The organism is Persicimonas caeni (assembly GCF_006517175.1).
GTDB classification, from domain to species: Bacteria; Myxococcota_A; Bradymonadia; order Bradymonadales; family Bradymonadaceae; genus Persicimonas; species Persicimonas caeni.
Genome location: NZ_CP041186.1, coordinates 5,122,969 through 5,148,936 on the forward strand (window position 1 = coordinate 5,122,969; position 25,968 = coordinate 5,148,936).

Sequence of the window (25,968 nt, forward strand, 5' to 3'; positions counted from 1 at the left end):
CGTGACAAGTAGCAAATACCACCGAATCATCTCGCTGAGAGGACTGGCCGTCGTGCTGGTCCTCCTTGCTTTTGTGGCCGGTTGCGCGCACGAGCGCGTGGACCCTGCCTATTTGGCACTCGTCGAGCAGCAGGAGAAGCAGGACGCGCCGGTCGCCGGTTCTTTGGGCCCGACGGACAAGTTCGAGATTCGTGTCCACGAAGAAAAGGAATTGTCCGGCGAATATACCGTGTCTTCCGACGGGACGATTAATTACCCGCACATCGGACGTATTAAGGTCGACGGGCTGACCTGTGGACAGGTCGAGCGTCGAATTACGGAAGGCTTGGCAGACGGGTACCTGCGAAACCCGAGCGTGTCGTGCTCGATTCTCGAGTACAATTCGAAGAAGATCTTCGTCTTCGGCGAAGTCAAAAAGCCGGGAAGCTACCCCTACAAGACCAACCTCACCATTGTAGATGCGTTCGCCTTGGCGGAAGGGTTCACCGAGCGGGCCAACTCCAACGACACGAAGCTGACACGCACCGTCAACGGAGTCGAAGTGCAGGTGCGCGTGCCGATGCAGGAGATCGTCGAAGGACGGCGCAAAAACCTGAAACTTCTGCCTGGGGATATCGTGTTCGTGCCGGAGTCGGCGTATTAGTCGGTGCGGGTGCCGGACAGCACTCTACAGCTTGAAGAAGCGGCGGACCTCAGCGACGTCCCGTTGGATCTGGGCGACCAGATCTTTGGGGCTGTCGAACTTCTTCTCTTCACGCACAAACTTCCAGAAGTCGAGTTCGACCGACTCACCGTACAGGTCGAGGTCGACTTCGTCTGTTCCGTGGCTGAGTACAAAGCACTCCACGGTCACCTCACTGGCCCCGAAGGTTGGGCGGACACCGACGTTGGTGATGGAGTGGAGCGCCGGGAGATCGGCGACGTGCAGCGTGGTCGCGTAGACACCATGCGGCGGAAGCAGCGGATTTGCCGGAGAGATATTCGCCGTGGGAAAACCCAACTTGCGCCCACGTTGCTCGCCGCGTACGACCTCGCCAAGAATGCGGTAGGGGCGACCGAGCAGACGCACGATTTCCTCCATATGAGCGGCGGCGAGTTCGCGCCGCACACGGGTCGAGCTGACCGGCTCGCCATCGAGTGTCACGTGCTTCGCAATCTCAGTCTCGATTCCCCGCTCCTCGCAGAGTCGCTCGAGGTCAGCAGTGGTCCCTGCACGCCCCTTTCCGAAAGCGAAGTCTTCCCCGACGACCACGTAGGTTGCGTCGAGGCCATCGACGAGGACCTGCTCGACGAAGTCCGCTGGCGTTAGCCCTGCAAGTTCGTCATCGAAAGCTAATGCGACGGTCGCGTCGAGGCCGTATTGACCGATAAGGGCGGCTTTCTGGGAGTTGGTGGTCAGGCGGAAGGGGGGCGCATCCTTGCGAAAATAACGCACTGGATGCGGAGCGAAAGTCAGCGCTACCGCCGGCACACTCCGTTCGTCGGCGAGTTGGCGCACACGCTGGAAAATCGCCTGGTGCCCAATGTGGACACCGTCGAAGTTTCCGATGGTTACCACGGGGTGGTTGAGGCCGGCGGATGCTTCTTCGAGACTGCGGTACACGGTATGCTGATACATGGCTTACCGATTGAGGCTCATGCCAATGATGGTGTGCAAAGCGCCGCGGCTGTTTACGTTTCTGCGCATAGCGTCTTACTTGATAGTTGAAGCAGATCCACGTAGCGTTGGCGGCCACGTCGCAGCGGCTGGCTGCCACCTAGTAGCATACTTTGCGGAGGTTATGAATGAAGATCGCAGTCGTTGGAACCGGATATGTAGGTCTCGTAACGGGGGCTTGTCTGGCCAATGTTGGCAACGAAGTCATCTGCGCTGACAAAGATGCGGCCAAAGTCGAACTCCTCAACGCCGGCGGTATTCCGATCTACGAGGAAGGCTTGGAGACCATCGTCAAACGCAACCGAGCCGACGGTCGCATTCGCTTCACCACCGACACCGGTGAGGCTGTGCGTGAATCCGACGTTGTGTTCATCGCGGTGGGTACCCCGCCCGACGAAGACGGATCTGCCGACCTCAAGCATGTGCTCGCTGTCGCCAAAGAGATCGGCGAGAACATGAACGGTCACAAGATCGTGATCTGCAAGAGTACAGTGCCGGTGGGCACATGCGACAAGGTGGCCAAGGTGATCTCCTCGGTGACCGAGCACGACTTCGACGTGGCCTCCAACCCCGAGTTCCTCAAAGAGGGCACCGCCATCAACGACTTCCAGTCGCCCGATCGCGTCGTCATCGGCTGCGCCAGCCGCGAGGCCGCTGAGACCATCGGCGAGTTGTACAAGCCGTTCATGCGCCGCAGTGAGCGTATCGTCTACATGGACGTACGCAGCGCTGAGATGACGAAGTATGCCTCCAACGCGATGCTTGCGACCAAAATCTCGTTCATCAACGAGATCGCCAACATCTGCGATCGTGTCGGCGCCGACGTCGAGAAGGTGCGCACCGGTATGAGCCTCGACGAGCGCATCGGGCCGCATTTCATCTATCCGGGCGTGGGCTACGGCGGCAGTTGCTTTCCCAAGGATGTGCGCGCGATCGCCAGCCTGGGCAAAGAGAACGACATCGACACCAAGCTTCTCGACGCGGTGCGCGACGTGAATGGTTCGCAAAAGCTCCGCTTGTATCACGCAGCGAAGGCGAAATTTGGTTCGCTCGAGGGCAAGAAATTTGCGGTATGGGGCCTGAGCTTCAAACCTCGAACGGACGACGTGCGCGAAGCGCCGTCGCTGCTCAATATTCGGCTTTTTGTCGAAGAGGGCGCCCAAGTTGCCGTGACCGATCCGGAGGCCATTGACAATGCTCGCCGCGACCTGGCGGATCTGGGTGACGCCGTCAAGTTTGCCGACGACGACTACGCGGTCCTCGAGGATGCCGATGCGTTGTTCATCTTCACCGAGTGGGAAGAGTTCCGCAGCCCGAACTTCGATCGGCTCAAGGGACTGATGAGCGCTCCGGTCATCTTCGACGGGCGCAACCTGTACCAGCCGGACAAAATGCGCGAGCGAGGCTTCGACTACTTCAGCGTGGGTCGTCCCTAAAATCGATCAGTCGAGCCCGAGTTCGAGTACGCTGTGCCAAAGCGAAGCCGTCACAAATCGACCGTCACGGCCAGAAGGCTTGCCGCCGTCTGTGTAGTCGCCGTGGTGTTGGCAGTCTCGCCGCCGGAGACGGCGGCTTCGGATGAAGAGGCTGTTCGCGGCGGTGCTGCCGTCGAGATGGGCTATGGCCAGTTGGGCGAAGACAGCTTTCTAAACTTGCGACTCAAGCTCGGCTACACCTTCGAGCTTGCGCAAATTGGTTGTGACGAAGACCGAGAGCCTGAAAGTTGCCAGACCCAGCTTCGTCTGGCGGCCCAGGCCCCGCTGCGCCTTCGCGTCCAAGACGCCACGCCGAGTGAAGGCACGTTGCTTCGGCGTGCAGATTGGGACGAGCCGGGCGACTATCTGCGCGTCATTCGCACCGTCGAGTACGGGCACCCCACCGAAACCCTTCATGCCAAAATCGGAGAGCTCGGGCCGGTCTCGCTGGGTCATGGCACCGTCGTAGGCGACTTCTACAACGTCGTCACCGTCGATCATTACCATCTTGGCGTCACCGGAACCGTCAACACTGTCTACGGCGGCTTCGAGATGCTGCTCGACGACGTCATCGCGCCGTCTGTGGTGGGAGGGCGCGCGTTCGTTCATCCGTGGTCCTTCGTCGACACCGATAGCATTCTATCGCGTGTGGCTGTCGGAGCGACTGTCGTGTCGGACGTCAATGCACCGTCCAAGCTCGCCGCCGCAGACACCACGAGCGGCAGAACCGCTGTCGACGATACGTATAACCCGGTGGTGACCGAAGATCAGGCGACCGGCCTTTTGGGTGTTGACCTCGAGGTGACGCTTCTCGACTCCGAGCATGTCGGGGTGGTCCCGTATGCCGACTATGTGCGACACACCAGTCTCGGCTCGGGATTGCACGCAGGCACGTTCATCAGTGTGCGTCCGAACGAATCACTCGAGTTTCTCTCGAAGCTCGAGTACCGCCGGGTCGGCGAAAACTACCTTCCGGACTATGTAGGCCCGCTCTATGCTATCGAGCGCTACCAATTCAAAGGTTGGGGGCTGAACTTGCCTGCGCCGAAGGTGCGCGCGGCCGCGAGCATTGACGCTGGGGCCTCGCACGGATTCTCGGGATCGATCACCGCGCGCATGCATCGCCTCTTCAGCGTCACGGCCACGTACGCGGATCATCAAGGCCCGGCGAATCAAACCGTACGCTTTAGAGCCTCCGCCCGTCCGGTCGAGACCGTTCAGCTGGGTCTTTTCTACCACAAGCAGAATTTCGACGAGTTCTCTCAGGTCCTCGACCTCGACGGTGCATTGGTGGTCGCCGAGTCGCGCGTTGGAATTTACGGGCCTGTCTTCGCCCTGGGCACCTATGGACGCATGTGGCGTCTGGCGGACAACGGGCAGTATCAGACCATCGACGACTGGAATGTGGGCTTGGGCGCATCGATGGGTTTTTAGAGCGGCGCTGCGATGGACCGATTCTCCAAACGTACCGGCGGTCTATGGTTGATGCCCCTGCGGCTATTGGTCGTGCTGGCGATCTGGCTGCCGGTGTTGCTCGCTGCGGGTGGCGGCTACTACCTCGCCCAACTCGCTGACGAAGTGCCGCAGACCCCAGACCTGGAGCGCCTCGTCTCGTCTTCGCCGAGCGCCGTCGAGACACGCACCGGATGGCGCCTCGCTGGGCGCCGTGCCAGCAGACCAATCGAGCTCTACGACCTGTCTCCTGTGACAATCAGCGCGTTTCTGGCCGCCGAGGATGCCGAGTTCTTCGAGCATGACGCGTACAATGCCAAGGCGATTGTTCGAGCCTTCTTGGCGAACATGCGCGAAGGCGACACGGTCCAGGGAGCGAGCACGATCACCCAGCAACTCGCCAAACGATTTGCGTCGCGAGAGAAGACACTTCGGCGCAAGGTCAAAGAATTGTTGATCGCCCGGCGCCTCGAGGCCACATATTCGAAGACACAGCTTCTCGAGACGTACCTGAACACCGTGTACTTCGGTGAAGGCGCTTTCGGCATCTCGCAGGCGAGTTGGACCTATTTCGGCAAGTCCGCAAGCGAGCTCGAGGTGGCCGAGGCTGCTGTGCTGGCGGGTCTGCTGCCGGCTCCGAGTCGGTACAATCCGGTCGCGGATCCTGAGCGAGCGAAGAGTGAGCGTGACGCAGTGCTTCGTCGCATGGCTGAGTTGGAGCTACTCTCCGAGGAACGTGCAAGATCCGAGGTAGCAAGGCCGGTCGAGGTCGTGTCCCAGCGTGACGTGCAGCCAGAGCGCATGCCTTATGCTGCGTCTAGCGCCCTGAGGGCGCTCGAGCGCCATTTCGACGACAAGGCGTGGGCAGAAGGCGGGTATACGGTGGTCATGTCCCACAGCCCGGTCAGGCAGGCGCGTGCGCGAAGGAGTGTGCGCGCCAGCGTCGAGGCACTCGACCGCCGGCAAGGGTGGCGCGGCCCGCTCGGTCGGGCGTTGGATGCAGAGGCCGTCGATTCCCGGCTCGAGCAGCAGCCGACGAATGCCGCGTACGTCTTGGCGCGCGTCGTCGCCGTAGAGCGGGAGCGGGCGATGCTCCGCGCGACAGGCGAGAAGAGGATTTCTCTTGCGCTGGGGCAGGCCAAATGGGCCGCACCGGCCGAGCGCGATCGCCACTATAAGCGTCCAGCCGAACTCGAGGATCTGCGCGATATCTTGCAGCCCAACGACCTCGTCACCGTGCGCCGTGGCGAGGACGGCTGGGCGCTCGTGCAACCGCCATCTTACGAGGGCGCCTTTGTCGCGATCGACTCGCGCACCGGCGGCGTGTGGGCATCGGTTGGCGGTTTCGACGCCGACCAAAGCATCTTTCATCGCGCCGAACAGGGGTGTCGCCAGCCGGGAAGTGTCTTCAAACCGATCGTCTACAGTGAAGCGATTTCGCAGGGATTGACCGCGGCGACCATGCTCGCCGACCTGCCCAAGAAGTTTGCGACCGGCCGCGGCACCATTTGGCAGCCGAAGAACGCCGATCGTGATTTCAAGGGATACGTGATCTTGGCCGACGCCTTGGCGTGGAGTCGAAATATCCCCACCGTGCACCTGATGGAGTATCTGGGGCGCATGAGCGTGGTGGCGCGGGCGCGAAAATTGGGCGTGCGTTCCGAACTCGACACCACGTCGTCTGTGGCACTGGGGGCGAGCTGTGTGCGTCCTGTGGAGATGGCATCGGTCTATGCCGCCTTTCAGCGGGGTGGGCGCATTGTCGATGTCTCACCTGTTGCCCATATCCGTGACCGGGCGGGCGACGTGTTGGTAGATCGGGAGCACTTCGCAACACCCGATTGGTCGACGGCCGCGCGTCTCGATCGCCTCGCTTCGGTCGACAAGCCTGCGAGTTCGGGGGTGAGCAGCGAGGTGGCGTTTATCATCACGCGGTTGCTTCGCCGTGTGGTCACCGCGGGCACGGCCCACGAATTGCCTGATGAGTGGCAAGTCGCAGGCAAGACCGGCACGACCAACGAGTTCGATGCTTGGTTTGTCGGATTCGACGGCGAGTTGACCGCGGCCAGTTGGATTGGAAGCGACAAAAATGAGCGCGCCCTTGGAAACGGCGAGCACGGAGCCACGGTCGCCATGCCAGTCTTCGAGGGGTTCTACGGCGACTATGTCGTCGAGGCGCCTGCGTTGTGGCAGCTTGAGCCACCGGAGCGCGTGGTGCAGCACCGCATTGATGCGCGAACAGGGCTGCGCAGCCGCCCGGGAGAGCCGGGCGTCGAGCTCCCGTTCATCCAGGGCAGCGCGCCCACTGAGTTGGCGCCAACGCGGGGAACGCGTCAGGCCGAGCAAATCGACTCGCTGATTCACGAATTTTAGGTGCTGGGGACCTATTCGTCCTCAACTTCGTACTCGATCGTGCCCGAGCCGGGTGTGGATTGTTTGGCCGGCGTTCCGCTCTCGAACGTCTCGGCGCGGTCGAGGATAGAGGCGGCGAGCTTTCGATGGGCTTCGAAGGATTTGGGCATTGCTTGCAAGCTGTACGACACGATGAGGTCGTCGCGGCGAAAGTGCCACAGCTGTAGCTTGCGCGCGGTCTTGTCGATATTTCCGGAGACACGCACCGTAAGTCCGCGTGTGGGTGTCAGGTCGGTAGGGGCCACCTCTTCGAGCTTGGCCTGTTGGACGGTCGCTTGCAGCGCATCGACCAGGCGCTTGCGGTAGGCGTCGCTGGCGAAATCAGGGCCGAGTGGATTGCCGAGCTCGACGGTTAGCTGAAGCAACGAGCCGTCGCGGTGCTGCGCAAACCAGCGTACCGGCCCGTGATCGGGTTGCTGGACCTTCCAGTCGTCGCCGAGCATCGACAAATCGAGTTCGAGCCCGGTGGCCGGATCTCGCCAGACACGCTCATCGAGGGTCGCCTTTTGCATGGTCTGCACCAATTCGTCGCGGCGCGTGGGCTCGAAGCTCGTGGGCAGGCCCTGTCGCGGTGTCAGTTTGACTGTGTGCGACTCGAGTAGATGCTGGGCGCGCTCGCGCTTTTTGGCGCCCGGCTCTTTGGAGAGGAGCACGCCGACTTTGAGGCCCTGCTGGAACACGACGAAGTGCGCATCTGCATCTTTGGCATTGGCGAAACGTTGACGCAGGCGCTTCTCGAAGGCGCGCGCGACCTGCCGTGCACTTTCTGGGGTGTCCCACAATGACAGCCATTCGAAGCGCGCCGGGGCGTCCTCTGTGGCGTCGAAGACGCGGTAGGCGTCGGAGACGTACCCGGCGTAGACGGTGCGCGCCAGGCGTGGATCGATCACGTCCTCGAGCCACATCGCCGCGATCGAAGGTCCGACGAGCCCCGCTTGGGTGGGCTTCGCGTCTTCAGGCCAAGTCCAATCGCCCACGGGCTCGCCGCCCATCCACTGGTCGGGGCGCACGACGTCTGAGGAGCGCTTGGGCGGCATGAGTCGGGTGAGTTCCACGCCCGACCAGCCACTGCTGCGATACAACGCTGCAGCGAGCGCCCAGCCTTCACGCTGCAGGAGTGCGCGCTCGCGGGCGCGAATCCGGACGGTTGGTGTTGCGTCCTGGGCACCGGTCGCGCGCAGCCACTGAGTCAGCACCGGCAACTCAGTCGCGAGGGCGGGGCGGTCGGTCACAAGCGTCACGTCCAACTCCGGGTGGTGGGCGTCGAGAAGGTGGTGCGTGAGCGCCAGAGAGACCGTCGCGTTTTGGGCTGTGGCGACCGCCAGATGCTCATCCCAGGAGGAGGGTGTCGGCATCGGGTCGAAGTGCTGGGCGTCGATACCCTCGACGAGCGCAGCCAAGATCGCGGCTTCACGTTGTGGGGCGCGAGTGTGTCCGCCAAGGTACAGGACGCGGTTCGTCTCGGCATCGTAACGAGCGAGGTCTCGAAACGGCGGGGTGGCGATGGTTTGGGACGGAGTCGAGTCGACGCCGAAGAGTTGCTCCAATAGGAGTCGTCGCTCCGTGGCGACGGGCTGGGGGAGAGCCGGAGGGGAGCCGAGGTCATCGGCGGAGGAGACGGCGACGAGTTCGGGCTTGCGCTCGAAGGTCCGGTCGCGCAGCGTCTCGGCACGAGCGACCAGCCGGGTTGCTTCATCTTCACTCAGCGCCGCAGCTTCGGCGGGTGACGTCGACGTCTCGGGTCGCTCGGGCTTGGATGTCTCGCAGGCGGCGGCGAACGCCACGAGCGCGGCAGCGAAAAAGACGTAATATCTCATCGACATGAGTCGAACCATAGCTGGAAGAGGAGGCGGACGAATTCGACCGCTATTACTGGGATACGGCGTGAGGCGGCCGACGTCAATTTTCGCGCCACCGCAATTACCCAACCGAACGGTGTCAGACACCGTGTTGAAGTGGCTCAGATGGCCTTCTGGGCTGGATCTGGAGGGGGTGTACGTGGGGAGAGGGGCGGCCGATTGAGTTGGCAGTAGCCTCTGGTTGCAATTGCGTCCAAACCTAGGGGACTGAGAGTCCTTGTCGGGCGGGGCGTTTTGTACTGTACGGGGAGCACGCAGATTCGAGCACGCATATGTGCGCGCTCGCTTCCGGTTTAATGGCGCGAGTGGGGGTACAAAGGCTGGGACAGCGAATTGGGGGGCCTCAGTTGAGGTGAGACGGTGGCTCGCGCCGAATACTGCAGCTGCCGCCCACGCAGAACTGGTGGCCCGGTGGGATGGTCCCGTCGGGAAACTCGACCTCCGACTTGCCCTCGCGCCACCTGCCGACTGCGGTTCGGTACCGATCGACGAGAAGTCGTCGGTCTTCGCGGTACTCCTGGCGCTGCTTGAAATCGCCGCCGTGGCACAGGGGCCGAGGCGCCTTTTTCGGCTTCCTCGGAGAATCGCTCCATTTCACACTGAGCGCCTTCTTTGGCCCAGGGCACGGCACGGTGCGCAGTTTGGCTAGTTCCCCAGCGTGTGTGTGGCACTCGTCGACGATCTTTTGGTGATAAGCCTCGTCGTCGAGGCCCTGCCACTGCGGCAGCTTGGCCATCTCGAGGGCATACCGCTCGGTGGCCATCTCGATGAGCTCGGCTTCGGTCTTGTCCTTGTTTTTCCGTTTGCGCTTCTCCTCCCAGTACGTCTTGCGGTTGACCACCTCGCCCACCATGGGCTCGCCAGACGTGTGGATGTCCCACGAGCACAGCCCTGGCCACTGCTTCGGGTGGTGCACGAGGTTCGATTCACTTGGGTTGCACACGATGTAGCGCAGACGCTGGAGCATCGCCTCGTCTGTGAGGACCTTGGTCGCGGTGTAGCGGCGCTCCCAGAAGGTGCCGGTGCGGTTGCGTAACTTGTTGATCTTTCTGGCCAGCTGGCTCTGGAAGTCGCGCATGAACAGGTGCATCTGCAGCGAGCGGCAGCGCGCCAGGATGTGGAAGTGGTTGGACATGAAGCAAAACGCGAAGATCTCGACCCCATACATCCAGGCGTATTTGGCCAAAAGCCCCAGGATGATGGCGTTGACCTGCTCTTCGGGCAGAAGCGCATAGATCTGGTGCAGCGTGCGGTTGCCGAGTTCGTAAATGGCGTCTTTTTCTTGGTTACGCAGCGGGTGTCCCATGTGCCGTGCTCCGTGAGTAGATGAAGGTTCGTCTACAGCCCTCATTACGGTTTTCGGCAAAAGGGGGCGATTCGTTGCGTGATCGAGCAAATTTTTTTGCGGAGACGCGGCAGAAGATCGGCTCTCCGATCGCGCTGTGACGCGCATAAAAGCTAACCCACACGGTGTCTGACACCGTCTCGGGGGTGGGGCGAGATCGGGGTGGATTTTCTGTTTGCAGAAATGGTGTCAGACACCGTGTGGCTGGTTTGCAGAAATGGTGTCAGACACCGTGTGGGCGGCGTGTCAGTCGTGGTGGAAGATGTGGCAATGCCGTGGCGGTTCCGTTAAGTTGACACTGTGAACGGTAACGTCGCAGGAAGTATCAGTGCCCAGTCACGCTCCGTCCCAACATCCCGTGGTCCTACGCTCAGAGGACTTTCGCTACTTTTTGTGGCGGCGCCACCATCAATCTACTGCGCTCGACGGGTTCGTGCCGGAGTTGTTGGCTACCGACGGGCAGACCGTGCGGAGGATGATTGCCGACCGCACCCAGCTGGCCTTTCAGCAGTTCGACTGTGAGCGCACGGCCCAGGCGATTGTGGACTCGGTCGAGTCTCACTCGACGGCGGGCATCGGGATTTGCGGCTACTCGATGTACTCCGACGCCGAGGCCCTAGCGATCGTGCACACCGGAGAGAAGCTCGACGCCGGATGGTTGGCCTTCCCCTACACGACCAGTGCCTCCGGTCGGCCTGCCGGAATCCCGACCCTGCCGGTCTACTTGAACGAAATTCCGACAGTCCGCCTCTGTGGCGGCGCCCACCTCCACTGGCGGCACTGCCGCCTTGTGCTCGAGGTTGCCATCGAGCAACGCTCCGAGGGGCACGATGCGCCGCTTCAGATCGATCTGCTCGACCACCTTGCCAGTTGGAGACTACGCACCACCGTGCTCGAAAATGGACGCGCCAAACTTGTGCGGCTGCCGGCCAGACAGCACTCGGAGGTCGAGATTTGCCGCCCGTCTCCCACTCGTGCCGAGGCCAGTTTCGAGATTGACGCCAATCTCTATCGCCAACTTGTCGATCGCGACGAACTCAGCGCCTGGCTGGTCCTCGACTTCGACCGCCGCCTGTTTTGTCTTCCGTCTGAATGGGCCACCTGGTGGTTCCAGGTGCGTTTTCCTCGCCATATTCAGTGCTGACCGTGGCGAGCTGTTCTCCTCCACAAGTTGCTTTTTGACGCTGCGGAAACACCTTTGGCGTCGACATTGCCAACAGTGCGCATCTCATGCATCCTCGTGGGCAACTCCCGAGGCTAAAAAATTCTGACATCACGGAGCCACCAAATGAATCCGGACATCTTCCGCAAGTACGATATTCGCGGCATCGCCGAAACTGATCTCGACGACGCGACGGTCGGCCTAATCGGCCGTGCCTTCGGCACCAAGCTAACCCGTCAGGCTGGCAAAGGTCTGCGCGTAGGCATCGGTCGCGACGCGCGCGGCTCGAGCGACCGCATCTTCAAGGGGCTCTCCGACGGACTTCGTAGTTGCGGCATCGACGTCATCGAACTCGGCATGGTGCCCACTCCGCTGGTCTACTTTGCCGCGCACACCCACAAGCTCGACGGCGCCATCCAAATCACCGGCAGCCACAACCCCGCCGAGTACAACGGCTTCAAAATGATGATGGGCACCGACACGCTGCACGGTGAGGCCATCCAGGAGCTTCGTGAGATCGCCGAGGCGGGTGATTTCGCCTCAGGTGACGAGGGCGAATTGCGCGAGTACCCCGATCTCATCGACGAGTATGTCGACTGGGTCAAAAACGACATCGAGCCGGGTGAGCGCACCTTCAAGGTAGCGCTCGATAGCGGCAACGGTGTCGCCGGGGTGGCCGCACCGCGGCTGGTGCGCGAGGTCTTCGGCTGCGAGGTGGTCGAGCTTTTCACCGAGCCCGACGCATCGTTCCCCAACCACCACCCGGACCCCACCGTCGAAGAGAACCTCGAAGACCTGATCGAGACGGTGCGCGAGCAGAACTGTGATCTCGGCATCGCCTACGACGGCGACGGTGACCGTATCGGCGTGGTCGACGAGAACGGCAAGACCATCTGGGGCGACAAGCTCATGATCGTGCTCAGTCGGGCGCTGCTCTCAGAGATCCCCGGCGCCACCATCATCGGCGAGGTCAAGTGCTCCCAGACGCTTTATGACGACATCGACGCCCACGGCGGCGAGGCGATCATGGCGCGGGTCGGTCACAGCCTCATCAAAGCGAAGATCAAAGAGACCGACGCCGAACTCGCCGGCGAGATGAGCGGGCACATCTTCTTCAATGATCGCTTCTTCGGCTTCGACGACGCTCTCTACACCACGTGTCGCACGCTCGAAATTCTGTCGAAGACCGATCAGCCGTTCTCCGCACTGCTCGAGGGTGTACCCGAGACCTTCGCCACTCCCGAGCTTCGCCTCGATTGCGACGAGAAGCTCAAGTTCGAAATCCCCGGAGTGGTCGCCAAGGAGTATGCCGACGACCACGAGGTCAACACGATCGACGGCGTTCGCGTCAAGTTTGACAACGGGTGGGGACTGGTGCGTGCTTCCAATACCCAGCCGGTACTGGTCGTACGTGTGGAAGCGAAGTCGGCCGACGACCGCGACAAATACCTCAAGGAACTCAAAGAGGCGATCGAGCGTGCCAAGCAAGAGTTGAAAGGATAAGGGGCCCGTGCGAGGGCCGTTCGCTCTCCTCCCGATGAAGGGCTACAAGCCCTCGCACGAAAGGTTCAAACTCGCCAGGGAGCGGTGCGCTCCTCGCGCAACTCGACGAGCATCTCGGCCGTCTCCTTGATGACGGGGTGCAGGTGCGTCGAGTTGCGCACCTGGCGAAGCTTGTGGATGCCGAGGGTGGGCAACAGCTTGAGCGACACGCCGGTGCTGTTGTACGGGTTCATGACCAGCGAGTGGCGCACCTCACGTCGCTTGTACCAGCGCTTGTGAAGCGCAATCTTGAGCAAAATTTCGGGGGTGTTCGGGCGTCGTGACGAGATCATCAGCACGTCTTGCTCACGCAGGTTCCGGTTGTCGAGGATCTGCTCGACGACCAACGGGTGCGGGTCGAGCAGAAGCTTCTCGATCACGAGCCGGTTGCTGCCGCGTGCCATCTGGCGTTTCTCGCCGACGGTGACGTCGCGCCCCAGGTCGAGCTTGGGCTCGGGAAGCTTCTTTCCCTTTGGCAGCGCCTGATGAGGCGGTGGGTCACGCAGGATCGCGATGACTCCCTTGCGCTCATCGGCGTGAGCGGCCTCGAAGATGCTTTTGAGCAGGTCATAGTCGTCGTCGAGGCGTTTTCGCACGAGCCAAAGAGTACACGCCATCATCGCATCGATCTCGGGCGATTTTCCCCACAGCGCGCCGCGCATGAGTTGGTCGAGCCACCAGGCAGCCTCCTCGGAGGTGCGCTGGCGGATCGCCTCGTCGAGCGCGGCGACGCGCATGTCGAGCTCGGGGAGCCGCTCGATGCGGTGCAGGTGGGCGGTGTAGGCCTCGTGGAGTTCGTCGAACCCGTCGGCAGCCGGCCGATAGTCTTCGGCCGTATCTTGTTCGGCGCCTTCCAGTTCGGCGCTTTTTAGTTCGGGCGTCTTTGAAGAGTCGTCGCTCATGGCGTGGTGCCCTAGTTGGTCGTGGCCGCGGCGGCTTCGCCTCCTTGCGGCGTTTTCTCAGCGATCTCGACCCGATAGCTGACGTCCGGGCTCTTGAAGGCTTTGGCAGGAACGTTGGTGAAGATGAGGCTAAACGGCTCGGTCGACCGGCTCGCCAACGTGGCCGCGCTCTCGGGCAGCAGAGACTTGGCAGCATCGGCCGAGCCCTGCTCGATGATCTGGGACTGGAGTACCCGAGCTCCGAGCGGCGCCTTCGTTTGAGCGATCACCCGCTCGTTCTTGTCGTACAAAATGCCGCGCACGACGACATCGCCGTAGCCGGTCTGGTCGACGTTTTCGACTTTGCCGCGCACCAAGATGACTTTGTCGGATTTGCCCAGCTCGACGGGGGTGGCGAACACGCCCTCGAAACGCATCGGCTCTTCGGGCGCCGGAGCCGCAACCGGAGCAGCGGCCGTTTTCCACTCCTCGCGTGGTTCGAACTCGGCGCCCTCGAAGGCCACCGAGAGCATGTGCGAGAAGCGCTTGAAGTCGACAAATCCTCCGCTGAGCCCTGCGATGAGACCCACAAAGCCGGCGCCGATCAGAAGGGCGATGAGCGTGAAGTTGGCGAATTTCTGCAGGCCCGAGCCGCCCACCGTGTGTGGGGCAATGGGCTCGTCGACAGCGTCGACTTCCCATCCCCCGTCATTTTGGGTCGACGGGGAGGGCGACGCCGCAGGCTGGGGGGTCGGCTGGGCGGCGGGCTTGGCTGCCGGTGCACGCGCCGGGGCAGCGCCCGCAGGTGCGTTGCTGGCCGCGGCGGGCTTGGCTGCTGCCGCGGGTTGCTCTCGGACCACGCCCTGCTCGGGATCGAATGCCGGGCCGTCCTGACCAAAGCTCGGGTCGACCATTTCCTCGGGTCGGTAGGGGCTGTCTTTTTGAGCCCAGAAGTCGGCATCTCGCTCTTGCGGCGCGGCATTTGCCGGCGCCGCCGGCTGCGCGCCCGCCTGGGCCACGGCGGCAGACGCCTGCGCGGCTGCGGCCGGGCCGGGAGCCGGTGACTGCGTCGGAGCTTGTTGGACCGGAGGCGCCTGAGCTGCGGGCGGAGCCTGAGCCGCCGCCGGCGGAGCTTGAGTCGCCGCCGGTGCACCTTGTGTTGCTGCGGGCGGAGCGTGAGCCGCCGCCGGTGCTTGGGCAGGAGCTTGGGCTGCAGGAGCGTCGTCTCCTTCGTCGAACGCGCCTCCGAACGGATCGTCGTCTCCAGCCGCTTCTTCGTCATCAAACCCGCCCGCGAACGGATCATCCGGATTGTCGGGGTCGGTTACCCGGGTCGCTTCTTCGCCCCAGCCGAGGTCGTCTTCAGGCTCTTCGGTTTGCGCCTGGCTCGCGACTTCCTCGCCCGCTGGGTCCTCGCTCGCTTGTTCCTCGACTGCAGGAGCGTCGGTCGCCGGGGCCTCTTCAGCCTCTTCGTCGGCCGAAGGGCTGCTCAACACGCTCTCCTTTTTGGGCTTGAGATCGAGATTGGCGTGCGGGAATGGGTTGTAATTCGACGAGGCACTCTTCGAGCGCTTTTTGACGCTCCCCGAGTCCTCGGCCTTTGCGGGCATGCCAAACTGGGTCTTGTTGCCTTCGTCTGGGTCGACCGCCTCGTCGTCTTCGTCGGAGGCCGGCTTTCCCGGTGCCGCCATCGGGCGGCCGAGTTGCGTGTGCTCGGCCTCCTCCCACTCGTTTTCCTCGGGCTGCGCGTCAGCAGAATCTTCCTGCGCTGCCAGCGCTTCGTTCTGCTCGCGATCCCCGTCGTTATAAAAGATCTCGGTCTCGCCCGCGTCGTTCGCGCGGATACGAAAGACATGGCTGCACTTCGAGCAGCGCAGTTTGACGCCTTTCTCAGAGACGCGATCATCGGGGAGCTTGAAACCGGTCGAACACTCGGGGCACCGGACAATCATGAAGCGACCTCGGTAAGCTGCGGATCTTTCGGATATCTAGGTGTTCCGACACAACTGTACTACCGACGAGGCTCTTTTTCCAAGGAACTTCAGTGGGGGCACCTGACGAACGGCGTCGTCATCACGGTAAGTTTTCGTGGGGATTGGTCACCGTCGGCTGACGGGTGGGTTGGGCGGCACGCAGGTCGCGCTCGAGTCGCTCCAGGCGTAGCTCGAGGTCGATCACACGACGTTCGAGCTGATGCATGTCGCGATTCATCTCGGGGATGTGGGTGAGCTGGTCGACCGCATCGCGCAGGCGATCGTCGATGCGCCGCTGCATCTCGTCGATGGAGCGCTGAGTCGAGTCGACGAAGTCACGTACGGCCTTGCCGCCTTCCTCGATCGCCTCGGCTTTTCGGCGGAATTCGTCGCGAAATTGAGTCACAGGGGATTGCAACCGATTGATGAAGTCCTCGCCCGATTGGATGATGCCGCGCAGTGCTGACAGCGGCAGCATACTCTGCTTCGACTTTTCCTGCTCGAAGATGATGTGGGCGAGCGTCGCCTTGGTGATGTCCTCGCCGGAGGTATTGTCGACGATCTTGACGTCTTCGCCGGCTTTGACCATCTCCTCGATCTGGTCGAGGGTCACATAGGCGCTCTGGTCGGTGTCGTAAAGCTTGCGGTTGGGATAGCGCTTGATGATTTTCGTCATGAGTCGGCTTGGGCGATGCGGGAACTGCTCGAGAGAGTGCGGCGGAACTTTTCGGCGTCGTCAGACGCGCATTCCGCCGGATGCTCGCCCGTTCTGTCTCAGAAATCAACCCCACCTGACAAGGTAAGCTGGGTGACGTTGTCAGCAAGGACGCCCTCGAGCGAAAAGCTCATGATCCACACGTTGAGCCGGGTGCCCACGAAGAAGCGATTGATCGCCTCGTGGTTCTGCGAGAAGACGAACTCCGGCGAAAATGTCTCGTTGCCGTCGGAGGGATCGTCGTCGAATTGCGGCGGGCGCGGATCCTGCGGGTACGCGTTGAGCAGGCGGCTCGAGGCAATGATGTGCAGCTGTTGGTAACCGGCGTACGGGGCCAGCGACATGACGCCGGAGATGTCGAACGCCTTCGAGATCGAGATATCCCAACCTGCGTTGATCAGGTTGAGATCTTCGGAGCCCAACAGCGTGTTGACCGTGCCGCGTACCGCGATGTCGGGGAAATAATAGAAGCCTTCGTTGAGCGCCCACTTGACGTGGCTTCCCAAACTGAACATCTCGCTGGCGAACAGATAGGCCATGTCCGCGGCGAGTTCGAACGAGAAGGGAAGGCCCTTTCGGATTTGGAGGTGGGCGGTGAACAGCGACGAGGAGGGGTCTTGGTCCTCGACGGCGGTCTGCCAGTAGTCGGCTTCGTTGTCGATGAACGACAGGCTCGTCATCAGGTTGACCGCAAAGCCCGCTTCACCCAGCGTCTCGGCCGGGTTGAGGAAGCGAGGGGCGAGGACCTGGCCCATGTCACGCGCCAGCGCCCGAAAGGCGTCGGTGTCCTTTTCGACCACGCCACAGGCGTTCGTGCAGTCGTTCTGGAACCGTTGGAACGTGCCGAAGCGTGACAACACGAGGTCATTTTCGGCGGCGCTCGCCGGCAGAGCCGACAGAGTCGCCAGAGCGACTACCAATACAGCAAATACGCGTTGCATCTTGGGCATCATACAAGTACCTCCGGCCGCAGATGATGCCGCACCGGACATCAAGCTCACAATAACATTCGGCAAACGCGTCATAGAGACCCGCAAGGTCTAACAAGGCCCCCTAAAACCGTCAAGTTTGAGGGAGGGCCGCGCGTCGGCATTGGTGCGTCATCTGTGCCGATGATAGGGCATCGCGCCTCACGGGTCCAATTAATAACGGAGTCGTTCGAGGCGGACTCATCCCTTTTCTTTACATTTCGCGATTGTCGATGCACCCTTAGCCCGTTAAACCGGAATTGAGTTGTACCGGCCACGGATGCAGTAACCCGTGTTTCTTACCTATTCGACAGCCCCGCGACCCTTCCCGATCCGTTCGGTGTACCGCACCGCGCCTGGATACGGGAAGTCATTTCACTGGCTCGAGGCCGGTTGGGAGAACCGCGAGACGATCGTGTTACTCCACGGCCTGATGGCCCACTCGATGGCCTACCGCAAGGTCGTGCCGAGACTGGCGTCGCGCTATCGCCTGATCATCCCCGACCTTCCGGCCCACGGGCGCGACCAGACTTTTCGCTCGCAGATGCTCGGCCCACGAGTCGACGGGATGGTGGGGTGGCTCGAGCAGCTTCTGGCCGCGATCGACGCCGAGCGCATTCACCTCGTGGGCCATTCGCTCGGGGCGTTGGTTACCTTTATGGCGGCGCGCCACCGCACGTTGTTGTCCGAGGTGGCCACGGTCACCCTGGTCAGCCCGGGGATTCGTCTCGGGGTGCCTCGATGGACGCACCGGGTGGTCGAGAAGCTGCCGTTTCGCCTGGCGAAGCTCGGCGCCAGCCCGCTGGGGATGCGTGCTTACGAGCCGATTCAGTGGCGAAAGAGCCGCATGACCAGCATGGAGATTAACTCGTACGTCGAGCCCTTTCGCGACCCCGAGCGGCTCCGGTTCATGAAAGCGATCGGCACCGATCTGGTGCGCGAGCCCGACCGCCTGGTCGGCGCCGAGCAGATCGACCACCCCACGCTCATAATCTGGGGCGACAAAGATCATTTCCTGCGCTTGGAGACCGGTAAGGTGCTCCAGTCGATGATCGACGGGTCGCACTTCGAAGTGCTCGAAGGCGTAGGTCACTGCCCGATGGAAGATTCCCCCCATGAATTCAGTCGGATCTTGGACCGCTTTATCCGCGGCTGAGTGCTCGCCGGCTCTCCGAGTGGGCGTCAGACCACTAATTCAAACCTCGCGAAGCAACAACTCGCCGGGGTCTTGGCCTAGCTTTTCACGAAGCTCGCGGCGTCCGTCGTCGAGCTCGCTGACGATGATCTTGCCGCTGCCGCTGGCAAGCTCCCCATTCTCCAAGGCTTGATGCCAGCGGAACGTAATCTGCTCGCCCTTGATGGCGCCGATAAGGTGGCCGCGCTTGACCGGGGTGCCCCGGTACTGCGCCTCGAGGGTCGAGCCGGACTGGCGAAACAAGAAGACGCTGCCGGGCGGCAGGGTGGCCTTGTCGGTCGTGTTGTGAATCAGCCGAAAAGCGCACTGGTCGAGGCCTGGCTGCTGGGGCTTGTAGCGTCGCACCATCGGGAAGGAGCCCGACGGTGCGTGAGCAAACGCAGGGTGAGCGCGTACGCCGTAGGGAATGGTGTCGGGCTCGACCAACTCGAAGGAGAAATCGGCGAAGAAGCGCTTGGCCGAGCGTGTGGTCAGATAGATCGCCTCGACGGGCTTGTCGTCCATCGCTTCGCCCAGCACGGTCGCCAGCAGCGAGGCGCCGATGCCGCTTCCGCGCGAGGGCGAGGCCACGGCCAGCGAGTGGAGCACGATGCATTCGTCACTTCGCGTCCAACCCACGCAGGCCGAGATTCCCCCGGCGGCCGTGCACGAGACCAGGTAGGTCGACGGCTCCCAGGGGCCGGCCTGCGCAGCTTCTCGAAGCGGCTCGACTCCGCTGGCCCGCAAAAGGGGGCGAACCTTGTCGATGCTGCGTGTCTCTTCGAGGCGAAAACCGAGGCTGGCGATATGTCGATTGCGTGTCACGGCCTTCCTCCCTAGTCGTCGGCGTGCCGGCAAGGTGCCGGCCCTGTGCTGCTTCATCGGAGCGCCTTACTCGCTGTCGGCGACCGGCTTCGCTTTCTTCATGCAGTCCAGCGAGCTCTTGAGCGCGACGACCTGCTGCTGCAGATCGCTGTTCTCCACCCCGGCCGGCTGCAGCTTCGAGGCTTCCTCGCAAAGCAGGGCCTGAGCTTTCTTGCGCCGCTCGGTGAAGAGATTGTGGGTCTCTTCGCGCTTCTTGCGCGTCTCTTCGACCTCTTTGCGATACTCGGCGGCCTTTTCGGCGTTGCCATCTTTCTCGGCCTGCTCGGCGGCCTTGATGAGCCACTCGTCGCTCGAGCCGTCCGCGCTCAAGACCATGTCGATGCGGCCCAGATACTTGTTGAGGTGATTGACGACCAGGTATTGCGCCTCGACCTGCGTGTCGAGATCGTCGCTTTCTTTGGCCCAGGCCATCGTTTCTTTGTAGACCTTCTGGGCGTCCTCGCCGATCGAAACCGGGTTGGGGGTGTCCGCCTTGCGCGTCTTCATGCGCAGATCGAGCACCGACTCCAGACGCCGCAACCTCAGCCACGCGCTCGAGGGCATCTCCTCTTGCGCCTTGGCGAAGTGCTCGGCGGCGTAGCCCAGCGACTCCTCGGAGGGATCTCCGTCTTTGAGGGCGCTCCGGGCGCGCTGCAGGTTCGACCACTCGGCGCCGTACAGGGTCCACAGGCCCGTCTCTTTGTCGACCCGCACACCCCAGCGCACCGGGCCGGTGAAGGCGTGGGCGCTGACATCGCTGGTCATCTCGAACTTGTCGACCTCTTCGCTGCAGGCGACGTGCAGAATCTCGTCGGCTTTGTCGTCGAACAGTTCGACTTTGTAGAAGCGTCCTTCCGGCTCGGCCTTACGGCACTCTTCGACCGCCTTGGTGATGGCGTTCATCGCCTTCTCTTTCTCACTGGTGCAGCCGGTGCCGAAAGCCGACACGGTCATGCCGGCGGCCAATAGGAAAGACGCGGTGCGAATCCCGCGGAAGCTTCGAGTGGTAGCGCGACCCATGGATATCTCCTCGATGTATCTGTCGTCCGAGCGCTCGAGAGCGCCATTCGCTGTGCTTTTTTTCACGCAGAAGAAGTATCACAGACGCTCGAGATGTAACAGTCGAGGGTGCGGGGCAGGATCTCTGGGGCGCTTTGCGCTATAGTGGCGTCTATGAGCGGAGTGGACGGACAACTCGATCTTTTGGGCGGCCAGGCTCAGGTGCCGCAGGCGAACAATATTCACCTGCTGGTCGTGTTCGTGGAGGCCGTCGAGGCGGGCGTGCGCACGGTCGATGCGCTGGCCGACAAGCTCGACGTCGATGCGCGCACCGTGCGTTACTATGGCGACCTCGCACGCTGGCTGGGGTTTGTGCGCCCGAAGGGCAAAGGAGAGTGGGAGCCCACCGAGACCGGGTCGCTCTTCGCCGACAGCGTCTCGGCACGCGGGCGGCTGTTCAGCCGGGCGGTATTCAGCAAGGACGTCATTAAATTGGCCAACCAGCACAAGCGCCAGGCGCTCGACGAGGGCCGCGAATTGAGCACGCGAGATGCTTGCCTGCGCGCTATCGAGCGGGCGACCGAGCTCTCCGAGTCGACCGCACGTCGGCGAGCATCTTCACTTGCGAGTCTGTTGGAGGCTGCCTATCGCCCCTCTCGGGTGGAATGGGAGAGTGGCGAGGTCCTCGACGACCGGCGCCATCCGGCGCTCGAGTTCGAGGGCGAGTCCTTTCTGACCGCACTGGCCGTGCGGCATCTGGGCGTGCGCCACCGCATGCAGATCGGCTTTCCCGAGCAGGTCGTGCGCTTCACTGCCAACGAGGCGCACAAACTCGAGCGCGCCCATTGGAAGCGTGCGAGTTGGCAGGTCGAGCCCAACACCCAGTGGTTCGGGTCGGTGCCGATCAACGACGTCACCCAGGGGATCGCCATGCGCGGGGGGCGCGATCTGCGCCAGCTTCTGGTGCTCGCGGTGCCTTATGTCACGATGACATGCGCTTTTCTGGCGCTTCGCGACCCCCTCGACCGCCCGCTGACGAGCATCACCGACGACATGTACGGCATTCGCTTCTGGTTCCACGAGACCGATTTGGGAGCGCCACTCGAGGCGCTCGGCACATTGGCCCTCGAGTTGGGGTTGGAGCCGGTCGACGCGCCGCCGCATCTTGCGGGTGTCGAGGATCCGCACGCTGCCGCAGCGGGCGACGCCGGGCTACTCGACGTGCTCCTCACATCCGGCATTTGCCGGCGAAACGACACCGTTATCGAGATTGCCCCGGGCGTGCGCGCAGAATGGCGCGAAGGCTCGGAGGACTCGCCGTCGATTTTGGAGCGGCTGGAGCCGTTGAAGGATGAGATCTTCGAGAGCTTGAGGCGTTCGGGTTCGCGGTGACCCCCCATCCGCCGTTGTCACACCACTAGTGCCCGGACAACGTTCGCGCCGGATCCACGTGACTCGCCTGAAACGCCGGGATGAGCGAGCCGAGCCAGCAGAAGACCACCGCCACGCCCACCGCGCCGAGCATCATCCACGCCTCCACCACGAACAAACTCTCGGGCTTGAAGGGGAACTCTCCCACCTGGGTGGCGAAGAGATAGTCGATCAGCTTGATGACCAAACCGCCCAACACGAGGCCTGCCAGCCCGCCGAAGATGCCCAAGACGGTCGCTTCGCTGATGACCAGCTTGCGGATATCGCCCTTGGTGGCGCCCAGTGCACGCATCAACCCGAGTTCTTGGCGCCGCTCCAAAATGACCATCAGGAAGGTGTGCATGATGTTGACCGCCGAGATGGTCAAGATGATCAGACTGATGAAGTTGAACACCAGCGTCAGCAGCATGATCAGGAGGCCGGCGCGCTGGGCGTCTTCGTACTCGTCGGACAGCGCAAAGCCCATCTCCTCGATGCGCTTGGCCACTCGTGGGACGACTTCGTTGCTCTCGGTCTCGACCACGATGGAGTGGTACTCGCCGTTGTCGTCCTGGTTGCCGAAGCGCTGGTTGAGGCGCTGGACGTAGCCGATGGGGATGGTCGCGCCCAGGTCGATGGCTTTGTCGGAGAAGCCGACGAACTCCATGCGGTAGGTCACGCGCTTTCCGCGCGCGGCGCTGCCGATAAAGCTCTTGCCGAAGACGCCGTCGAAGCGAAAGCCGACGAGCGCGTCCTCCGAGAGCTTCGGCAGTTTGGAGAGCACGCCCCGAGCGCCCCCCATGGCGGTCTGAAAGCTGCCGTTGTAGATCTCGAGCATTTTGGGCGAGGCGATGACCGGGATGGGCATCTGGCACTGTCCCGACGCCTCGTGGCAGTACGATTTGCCGCCACAGACCGGGTCATTTTCGCCCGAGCATGCCTTGGGCTCGCATACGCCTGCCGAGCAGCTATGCCCGCCCGGGCAGTCGGCCGCCTCGGAGCACGACAGCTCTTGGCCCCAGTCGCGAAACTCGAGTTTGCCCGGAAGCTCCTCGTCGACCAGCCGGGGCGGAATGCCATCGGCGATGAGCTCGGCGACCATGTCGCGGCCCAAGATGCTTTTGCCGCCGCGAAGGCTGGCGGGAAAGGTGAGCTTCATCTTCGGGTAGACCTCGGCGACGCCGTCGACACCTGCGAAGCGCTCGACGGTCTTGTCGTCGAGTGACTTGCCTCCGAAGAGCCCTTCGGTCCGCATCCCGGCGACGTCGAAGGTCTTTTTGACGACCTCGAGCTGGCGCACCACGAAGATGCGCTCGAGCACGACCTGTTTGATGCCGCTCCCAAGCGCCGTGAAGAACAGCAGCGTGCTGATGCCCACCACGATGCCGATGCTCGACAATAAGAAATCGCGGCGGTTGCGCCGAATCGATTGGCTGACCAGTTGGACGAGCTTGTTGATTCTCACAGCGTCCCCTCGTTTCCAATGCTCAAGACGCCGAGCTCGTCGGGCTGGACCGGCTCGTTAGCCTCATCGGCGACGAGCACGCCATCTTCGAGGCGAATGATGCGAGATGCCATGCGCGCGATATGCTCCTCGTGGGTGACGACGACCAGGGTCATCTGCTCCTCACGGTTGAGGTCCTGAAAGATCTTCATGATCTGCAGGCCCGTTTTCCGATCGAGGCTGCCGGTGGGTTCGTCACAAAAGATGATTCTCGGCTGGTGGAACAGCGCGCGGGCGATGGCCACGCGCTGTTTCTGGCCGCCGGAGAGCTGGGGAGGGCGCTCGGCCGTCTTGTCTCCCAGGCCCACTTTCTGGAGCAACTCGCGAGCACGCTCATCGGCGCCGGGCGCGGTCGAGTCGGGCTTGGCGCCGAAATACGACGGCAGGCTGATATTCTCGCCTGCGGTCAGGTGGTCGAGCAGGTTGAACTGCTGGAAGACGAAGCCGAACTTGCGGTTGCGAAGCCGCGACAGCTCTTTGTCGGAGAGTTCTTCGAGGCGATGCTCGTCCAGACGCACCGCGCCTTCATAGTTACGGTCGAGCCCGCCCATGATGTTCAACAGGGTGGTCTTGCCGGAACCAGACGTTCCGACAATGGAGACGAATTCGCCGGAGCGGATGCTCAGGGAGATGTCCCTGAGCACCCGCGTTCGGCCTTGGCCCTTTCCATAATGCTTGGAAAGGTCGGTAATGGAGATATCCACAGCGGGTCGCTTACTCTTTCTTCGCCTTGTCGGCCTTCTTGGCCTGCGGCGTAAGATCGATGGTCAGGTCGAGGTACGCGCCGGTCTCACCGACTTCGCTAGTGAGGGCAGCTTCTTCCATCTTGTTGAGGAATTCGACGACCTGCGGCTGGCTTTGGGCCAGCGAGTCGCCGAGCTGCTTCTGGGCGCGCACGAAGTTCAGGTACAGGCCGTTATACTTGTCGTTGGTGGCAAATTCTTTGCCCAAGTCGAGCTTGTCGGCGGCTTTGAGGTTCTTCTCGTCGCGCTTGCCCTGGATGTATTTGACGACCGCGTCGTCGTTGAAGGCGTCGGTGGCGTACACCAGCAGGTTGTCCTGCAGGTAGACCTTGCCGTAGGGCTGGGCGACGTTTTTGAAGGCGAGCTTCTCGATGCCGTCGGAGACCTTCGTGCGGGTGATCGCGCCGCCGCCCTGGTCGAGCACGGTCTTGACGATCTTCTCGAGGCTGGCCTTGTCCTTGAACTGCACGGGCACGAGGAAGGCGAGCGCCTTGGTCGGGCCCATCATGGCCGCACGGGCGACGTCGCCGCCGGCCTGCTCGAGCATCGCCGGGTCGAAGCCGTAGAAGATGACGCCCAGGTTACCGGTCATCTTGTTGATGACGTCCTTTTCGAAGTCGAGGTTGGCCTGCTTGGCGCTGCGCTCGAGCTGGGCCATCATCTGCTTGCGCTGATCTTCGGGCAGGCTCTCCTTGTAGAAGGCCCACAGCTTGGGCATGTCGACCGAGGTGCGCAGACCCGCCATCGTGTTCACGGTGGCGAAGTTCTCGATAGGCGCTTGGGTCGGCGGAGTCATGATCTCGGTGGCGCGCTTGACGACCTTGTCGGGAAGGCCGGCCCAGCTACGCACCTTGAGCTTGTTGCCCTCGACGTGCATCGAGAAGCCCAGCGAGTCGACGTTCTCGTCGATCCAGCTGATGGTGGCCTTGCCGATGGGGTCTTGGGTCTTTTTGAGCTCTTCGACGCGCTTGTCGTCGAGGGCTTCGCCGGTGTTGACGAACAGCGCCATCGACTGGTCGGTGGCCAGCGCCTTGTTGAACTTTTTGTAGGCGTCGACCGAGGCGAGAGCCTTGGCGTCTTCGAGGCCCACAAGTTTGGCAGCGAGCTCTTTGGTGTCCTTGAACTCCAGCGAGCTCGACACCTCTTCGAGGTCGGCCGACTTCGGGAAGACCGCGGCGACGAGTTTGCCTTCGTAGGCCCAGGTCACCGTCTGATCGTCTTTGCCGAGCACCTTGACCTGCTGGTCGCCGGACTTCTCGTTTTTGACCATGCCCTCGATCCCCATGCTCTTTTTGAGCTGGTCGGCGAAGGCTTTCTCGAATTTCTGCTGGTCGGCCACGTAGGTTACGAGCACCGGGTGCTGGCCAACGGCCGCGAGCATCATGCCGCTGTCGGCGTCGATGCCCGACTTTTTCCAGCTCTCGGCGTCGAACAGGTCGATGCCCAGCTCGTTTTTGGCCTGCTCCTGGACCAGGTCGGCCATCGGCACACTGTCGCCGAGGGTGTCGCGCGCGGTCTGAAGCGAGTTGCGCATTCCCTTCAGGTCGCCGACCACCAGAGTGAAGGGCGTGTCCTGAGGCAGGTTGCTGGCCATGTCCTCGACTCGCTCAGCAGCCGAGCCGGGAACGTCGCCACCGCCGCAGCCGAGGGCGTCGCAGCCAACTCCGGCAAACAGCATGATGGCGATCGACAAGAGCGCCAGGCGGCCGTAGCCGCTGCGCAGAAGGGAGGTCGATGCGGTCTTCATGGGTTTCTCCATATCTTTCTGGCTACCAATCGCGTCCGCGACACTCGAGAATCGTCCGAACACGCCCGCGTGGCCGCTCGAATATA

At 62.4% G+C, this 25,968-nt stretch carries 20 protein-coding genes; 8 read left to right on the forward strand and 12 right to left on the reverse strand.

Going from position 1 to position 25,968, the window contains the following annotated elements:
• Position 1 precedes the first annotated feature (1 nt).
• Entirely contained in the window at positions 2–643 is a 642-nt protein-coding gene (locus FIV42_RS18900) for a polysaccharide biosynthesis/export family protein (RefSeq protein ID WP_168210762.1), read from the forward strand.
• A 24-nt stretch (positions 644–667) separates the two neighbouring features.
• On the opposite strand, the gene FIV42_RS18905 is transcribed toward FIV42_RS18900, so the two are convergent.
• Positions 668–1,618, reverse strand: coding sequence for a bifunctional riboflavin kinase/FAD synthetase (locus tag FIV42_RS18905; RefSeq protein WP_141199199.1), 951 nt, complete (start codon positions 1,616–1,618; stop codon positions 668–670).
• Positions 1,619–1,785: 167 nt separating this feature from the next.
• Between FIV42_RS18905 and FIV42_RS18910 the strand changes: the two genes are divergently transcribed.
• From FIV42_RS18910 to FIV42_RS18920, 3 genes are read left to right on the forward strand one after another with little or no spacing between them, the layout of a single operon-like run.
• The gene (locus tag FIV42_RS18910; protein WP_141199200.1) at positions 1,786–3,093 is read left to right on the forward strand and encodes a UDP-glucose dehydrogenase family protein; all 1,308 of its coding nucleotides are present in this window, start codon (positions 1,786–1,788) and stop codon (positions 3,091–3,093) included.
• A gap of 33 nt (positions 3,094–3,126) precedes the next feature.
• Entirely contained in the window at positions 3,127–4,566 is a 1,440-nt protein-coding gene (locus FIV42_RS18915) for a hypothetical protein (protein WP_141199201.1), read from the forward strand.
• Positions 4,567–4,578: 12 nt separating this feature from the next.
• Complete coding sequence (locus tag FIV42_RS18920) at positions 4,579–6,957, forward strand: penicillin-binding protein 1A (RefSeq protein WP_141199202.1); 2,379 nt, start codon at positions 4,579–4,581, stop codon at positions 6,955–6,957.
• Positions 6,958–6,968: 11 nt separating this feature from the next.
• Here FIV42_RS18920 and FIV42_RS18925 read toward each other — a convergent pair whose 3' ends face one another.
• Together FIV42_RS18925 and FIV42_RS18930 are read right to left on the reverse strand one after the other, a co-directional pair.
• Positions 6,969–8,813: a hypothetical protein gene (locus tag FIV42_RS18925; protein ID WP_141199203.1), complete on the reverse strand. Its 1,845-nt coding sequence runs from the start codon at positions 8,811–8,813 to the stop codon at positions 6,969–6,971.
• 385 nt (positions 8,814–9,198) lie between these two features.
• Entirely contained in the window at positions 9,199–10,161 is a 963-nt protein-coding gene (locus FIV42_RS18930; protein WP_168210763.1) for a transposase, read from the reverse strand.
• A 472-nt stretch (positions 10,162–10,633) separates the two neighbouring features.
• Here FIV42_RS18930 and FIV42_RS18935 point away from each other — a divergent pair, with 472 nt between their 5' ends.
• A complete protein-coding gene (locus FIV42_RS18935; RefSeq protein ID WP_141199205.1) occupies positions 10,634–11,344 on the forward strand; it encodes a hypothetical protein in 711 nt (236 codons plus the stop codon).
• A gap of 144 nt (positions 11,345–11,488) precedes the next feature.
• Positions 11,489–12,865: a phosphomannomutase/phosphoglucomutase gene (locus tag FIV42_RS18940; protein ID WP_141199206.1), complete on the forward strand. Its 1,377-nt coding sequence runs from the start codon at positions 11,489–11,491 to the stop codon at positions 12,863–12,865.
• 65 nt (positions 12,866–12,930) lie between these two features.
• Here FIV42_RS18940 and FIV42_RS18945 read toward each other — a convergent pair whose 3' ends face one another.
• The 4 genes from FIV42_RS18945 to FIV42_RS18960 form a co-directional block, all read right to left on the reverse strand.
• The gene (locus FIV42_RS18945; protein WP_141199207.1) at positions 12,931–13,806 is read right to left on the reverse strand and encodes a hypothetical protein; all 876 of its coding nucleotides are present in this window, start codon (positions 13,804–13,806) and stop codon (positions 12,931–12,933) included.
• An 11-nt stretch (positions 13,807–13,817) separates the two neighbouring features.
• Positions 13,818–15,737 (reverse strand): zinc-ribbon domain-containing protein, encoded by a 1,920-nt coding sequence (locus tag FIV42_RS18950; RefSeq protein ID WP_141199208.1) that lies wholly within the window; start codon positions 15,735–15,737, stop codon positions 13,818–13,820.
• Between the two features lie 121 nt (positions 15,738–15,858).
• Entirely contained in the window at positions 15,859–16,434 is a 576-nt protein-coding gene (locus FIV42_RS18955) for a polyhydroxyalkanoate synthesis regulator DNA-binding domain-containing protein (RefSeq protein WP_141199209.1), read from the reverse strand.
• Between the two features lie 98 nt (positions 16,435–16,532).
• Entirely contained in the window at positions 16,533–17,426 is an 894-nt protein-coding gene (locus FIV42_RS18960) for a hypothetical protein (RefSeq protein WP_141199210.1), read from the reverse strand.
• A gap of 355 nt (positions 17,427–17,781) precedes the next feature.
• Between FIV42_RS18960 and FIV42_RS18965 the strand changes: the two genes are divergently transcribed.
• Positions 17,782–18,597: an alpha/beta fold hydrolase gene (locus tag FIV42_RS18965; RefSeq protein ID WP_141199211.1), complete on the forward strand. Its 816-nt coding sequence runs from the start codon at positions 17,782–17,784 to the stop codon at positions 18,595–18,597.
• 39 nt (positions 18,598–18,636) lie between these two features.
• Here FIV42_RS18965 and FIV42_RS18970 read toward each other — a convergent pair whose 3' ends face one another.
• Together FIV42_RS18970 and FIV42_RS18975 are read right to left on the reverse strand one after the other, a co-directional pair.
• Positions 18,637–19,440: a GNAT family N-acetyltransferase gene (locus FIV42_RS18970; RefSeq protein WP_168210764.1), complete on the reverse strand. Its 804-nt coding sequence runs from the start codon at positions 19,438–19,440 to the stop codon at positions 18,637–18,639.
• A 66-nt stretch (positions 19,441–19,506) separates the two neighbouring features.
• Positions 19,507–20,499 carry a hypothetical protein gene (locus tag FIV42_RS18975; RefSeq protein WP_141199213.1) on the reverse strand — a complete coding sequence of 331 codons (993 nt, stop codon included), beginning with the start codon at positions 20,497–20,499 and terminating at the stop codon, positions 19,507–19,509.
• 153 nt (positions 20,500–20,652) lie between these two features.
• On the opposite strand from FIV42_RS18975, the gene FIV42_RS18980 reads away from it, so the two are divergent.
• Entirely contained in the window at positions 20,653–21,870 is a 1,218-nt protein-coding gene (locus FIV42_RS18980) for a hypothetical protein (RefSeq protein ID WP_141199214.1), read from the forward strand.
• A 25-nt stretch (positions 21,871–21,895) separates the two neighbouring features.
• Here the strand turns inward: FIV42_RS18980 and FIV42_RS18985 are convergent, their stop codons facing one another.
• The 3 genes from FIV42_RS18985 to FIV42_RS18995 are packed head-to-tail and all read right to left on the reverse strand — an operon-like array spanning position 21,896 to position 25,882.
• On the reverse strand, positions 21,896–23,353 hold the full coding sequence (locus FIV42_RS18985) for an ABC transporter permease (protein ID WP_141199215.1): 1,458 nt from the start codon (positions 23,351–23,353) through the stop codon (positions 21,896–21,898).
• Positions 23,350–24,096: an ABC transporter ATP-binding protein gene (locus FIV42_RS18990; protein WP_222615266.1), complete on the reverse strand. Its 747-nt coding sequence runs from the start codon at positions 24,094–24,096 to the stop codon at positions 23,350–23,352. The genes FIV42_RS18985 and FIV42_RS18990 overlap by 4 nt, the downstream gene beginning before the upstream one ends.
• Positions 24,097–24,106: 10 nt before the next feature.
• Positions 24,107–25,882: a hypothetical protein gene (locus FIV42_RS18995; protein ID WP_141199217.1), complete on the reverse strand. Its 1,776-nt coding sequence runs from the start codon at positions 25,880–25,882 to the stop codon at positions 24,107–24,109.
• Between the last annotated feature and the right edge of the window lie 86 nt (positions 25,883–25,968).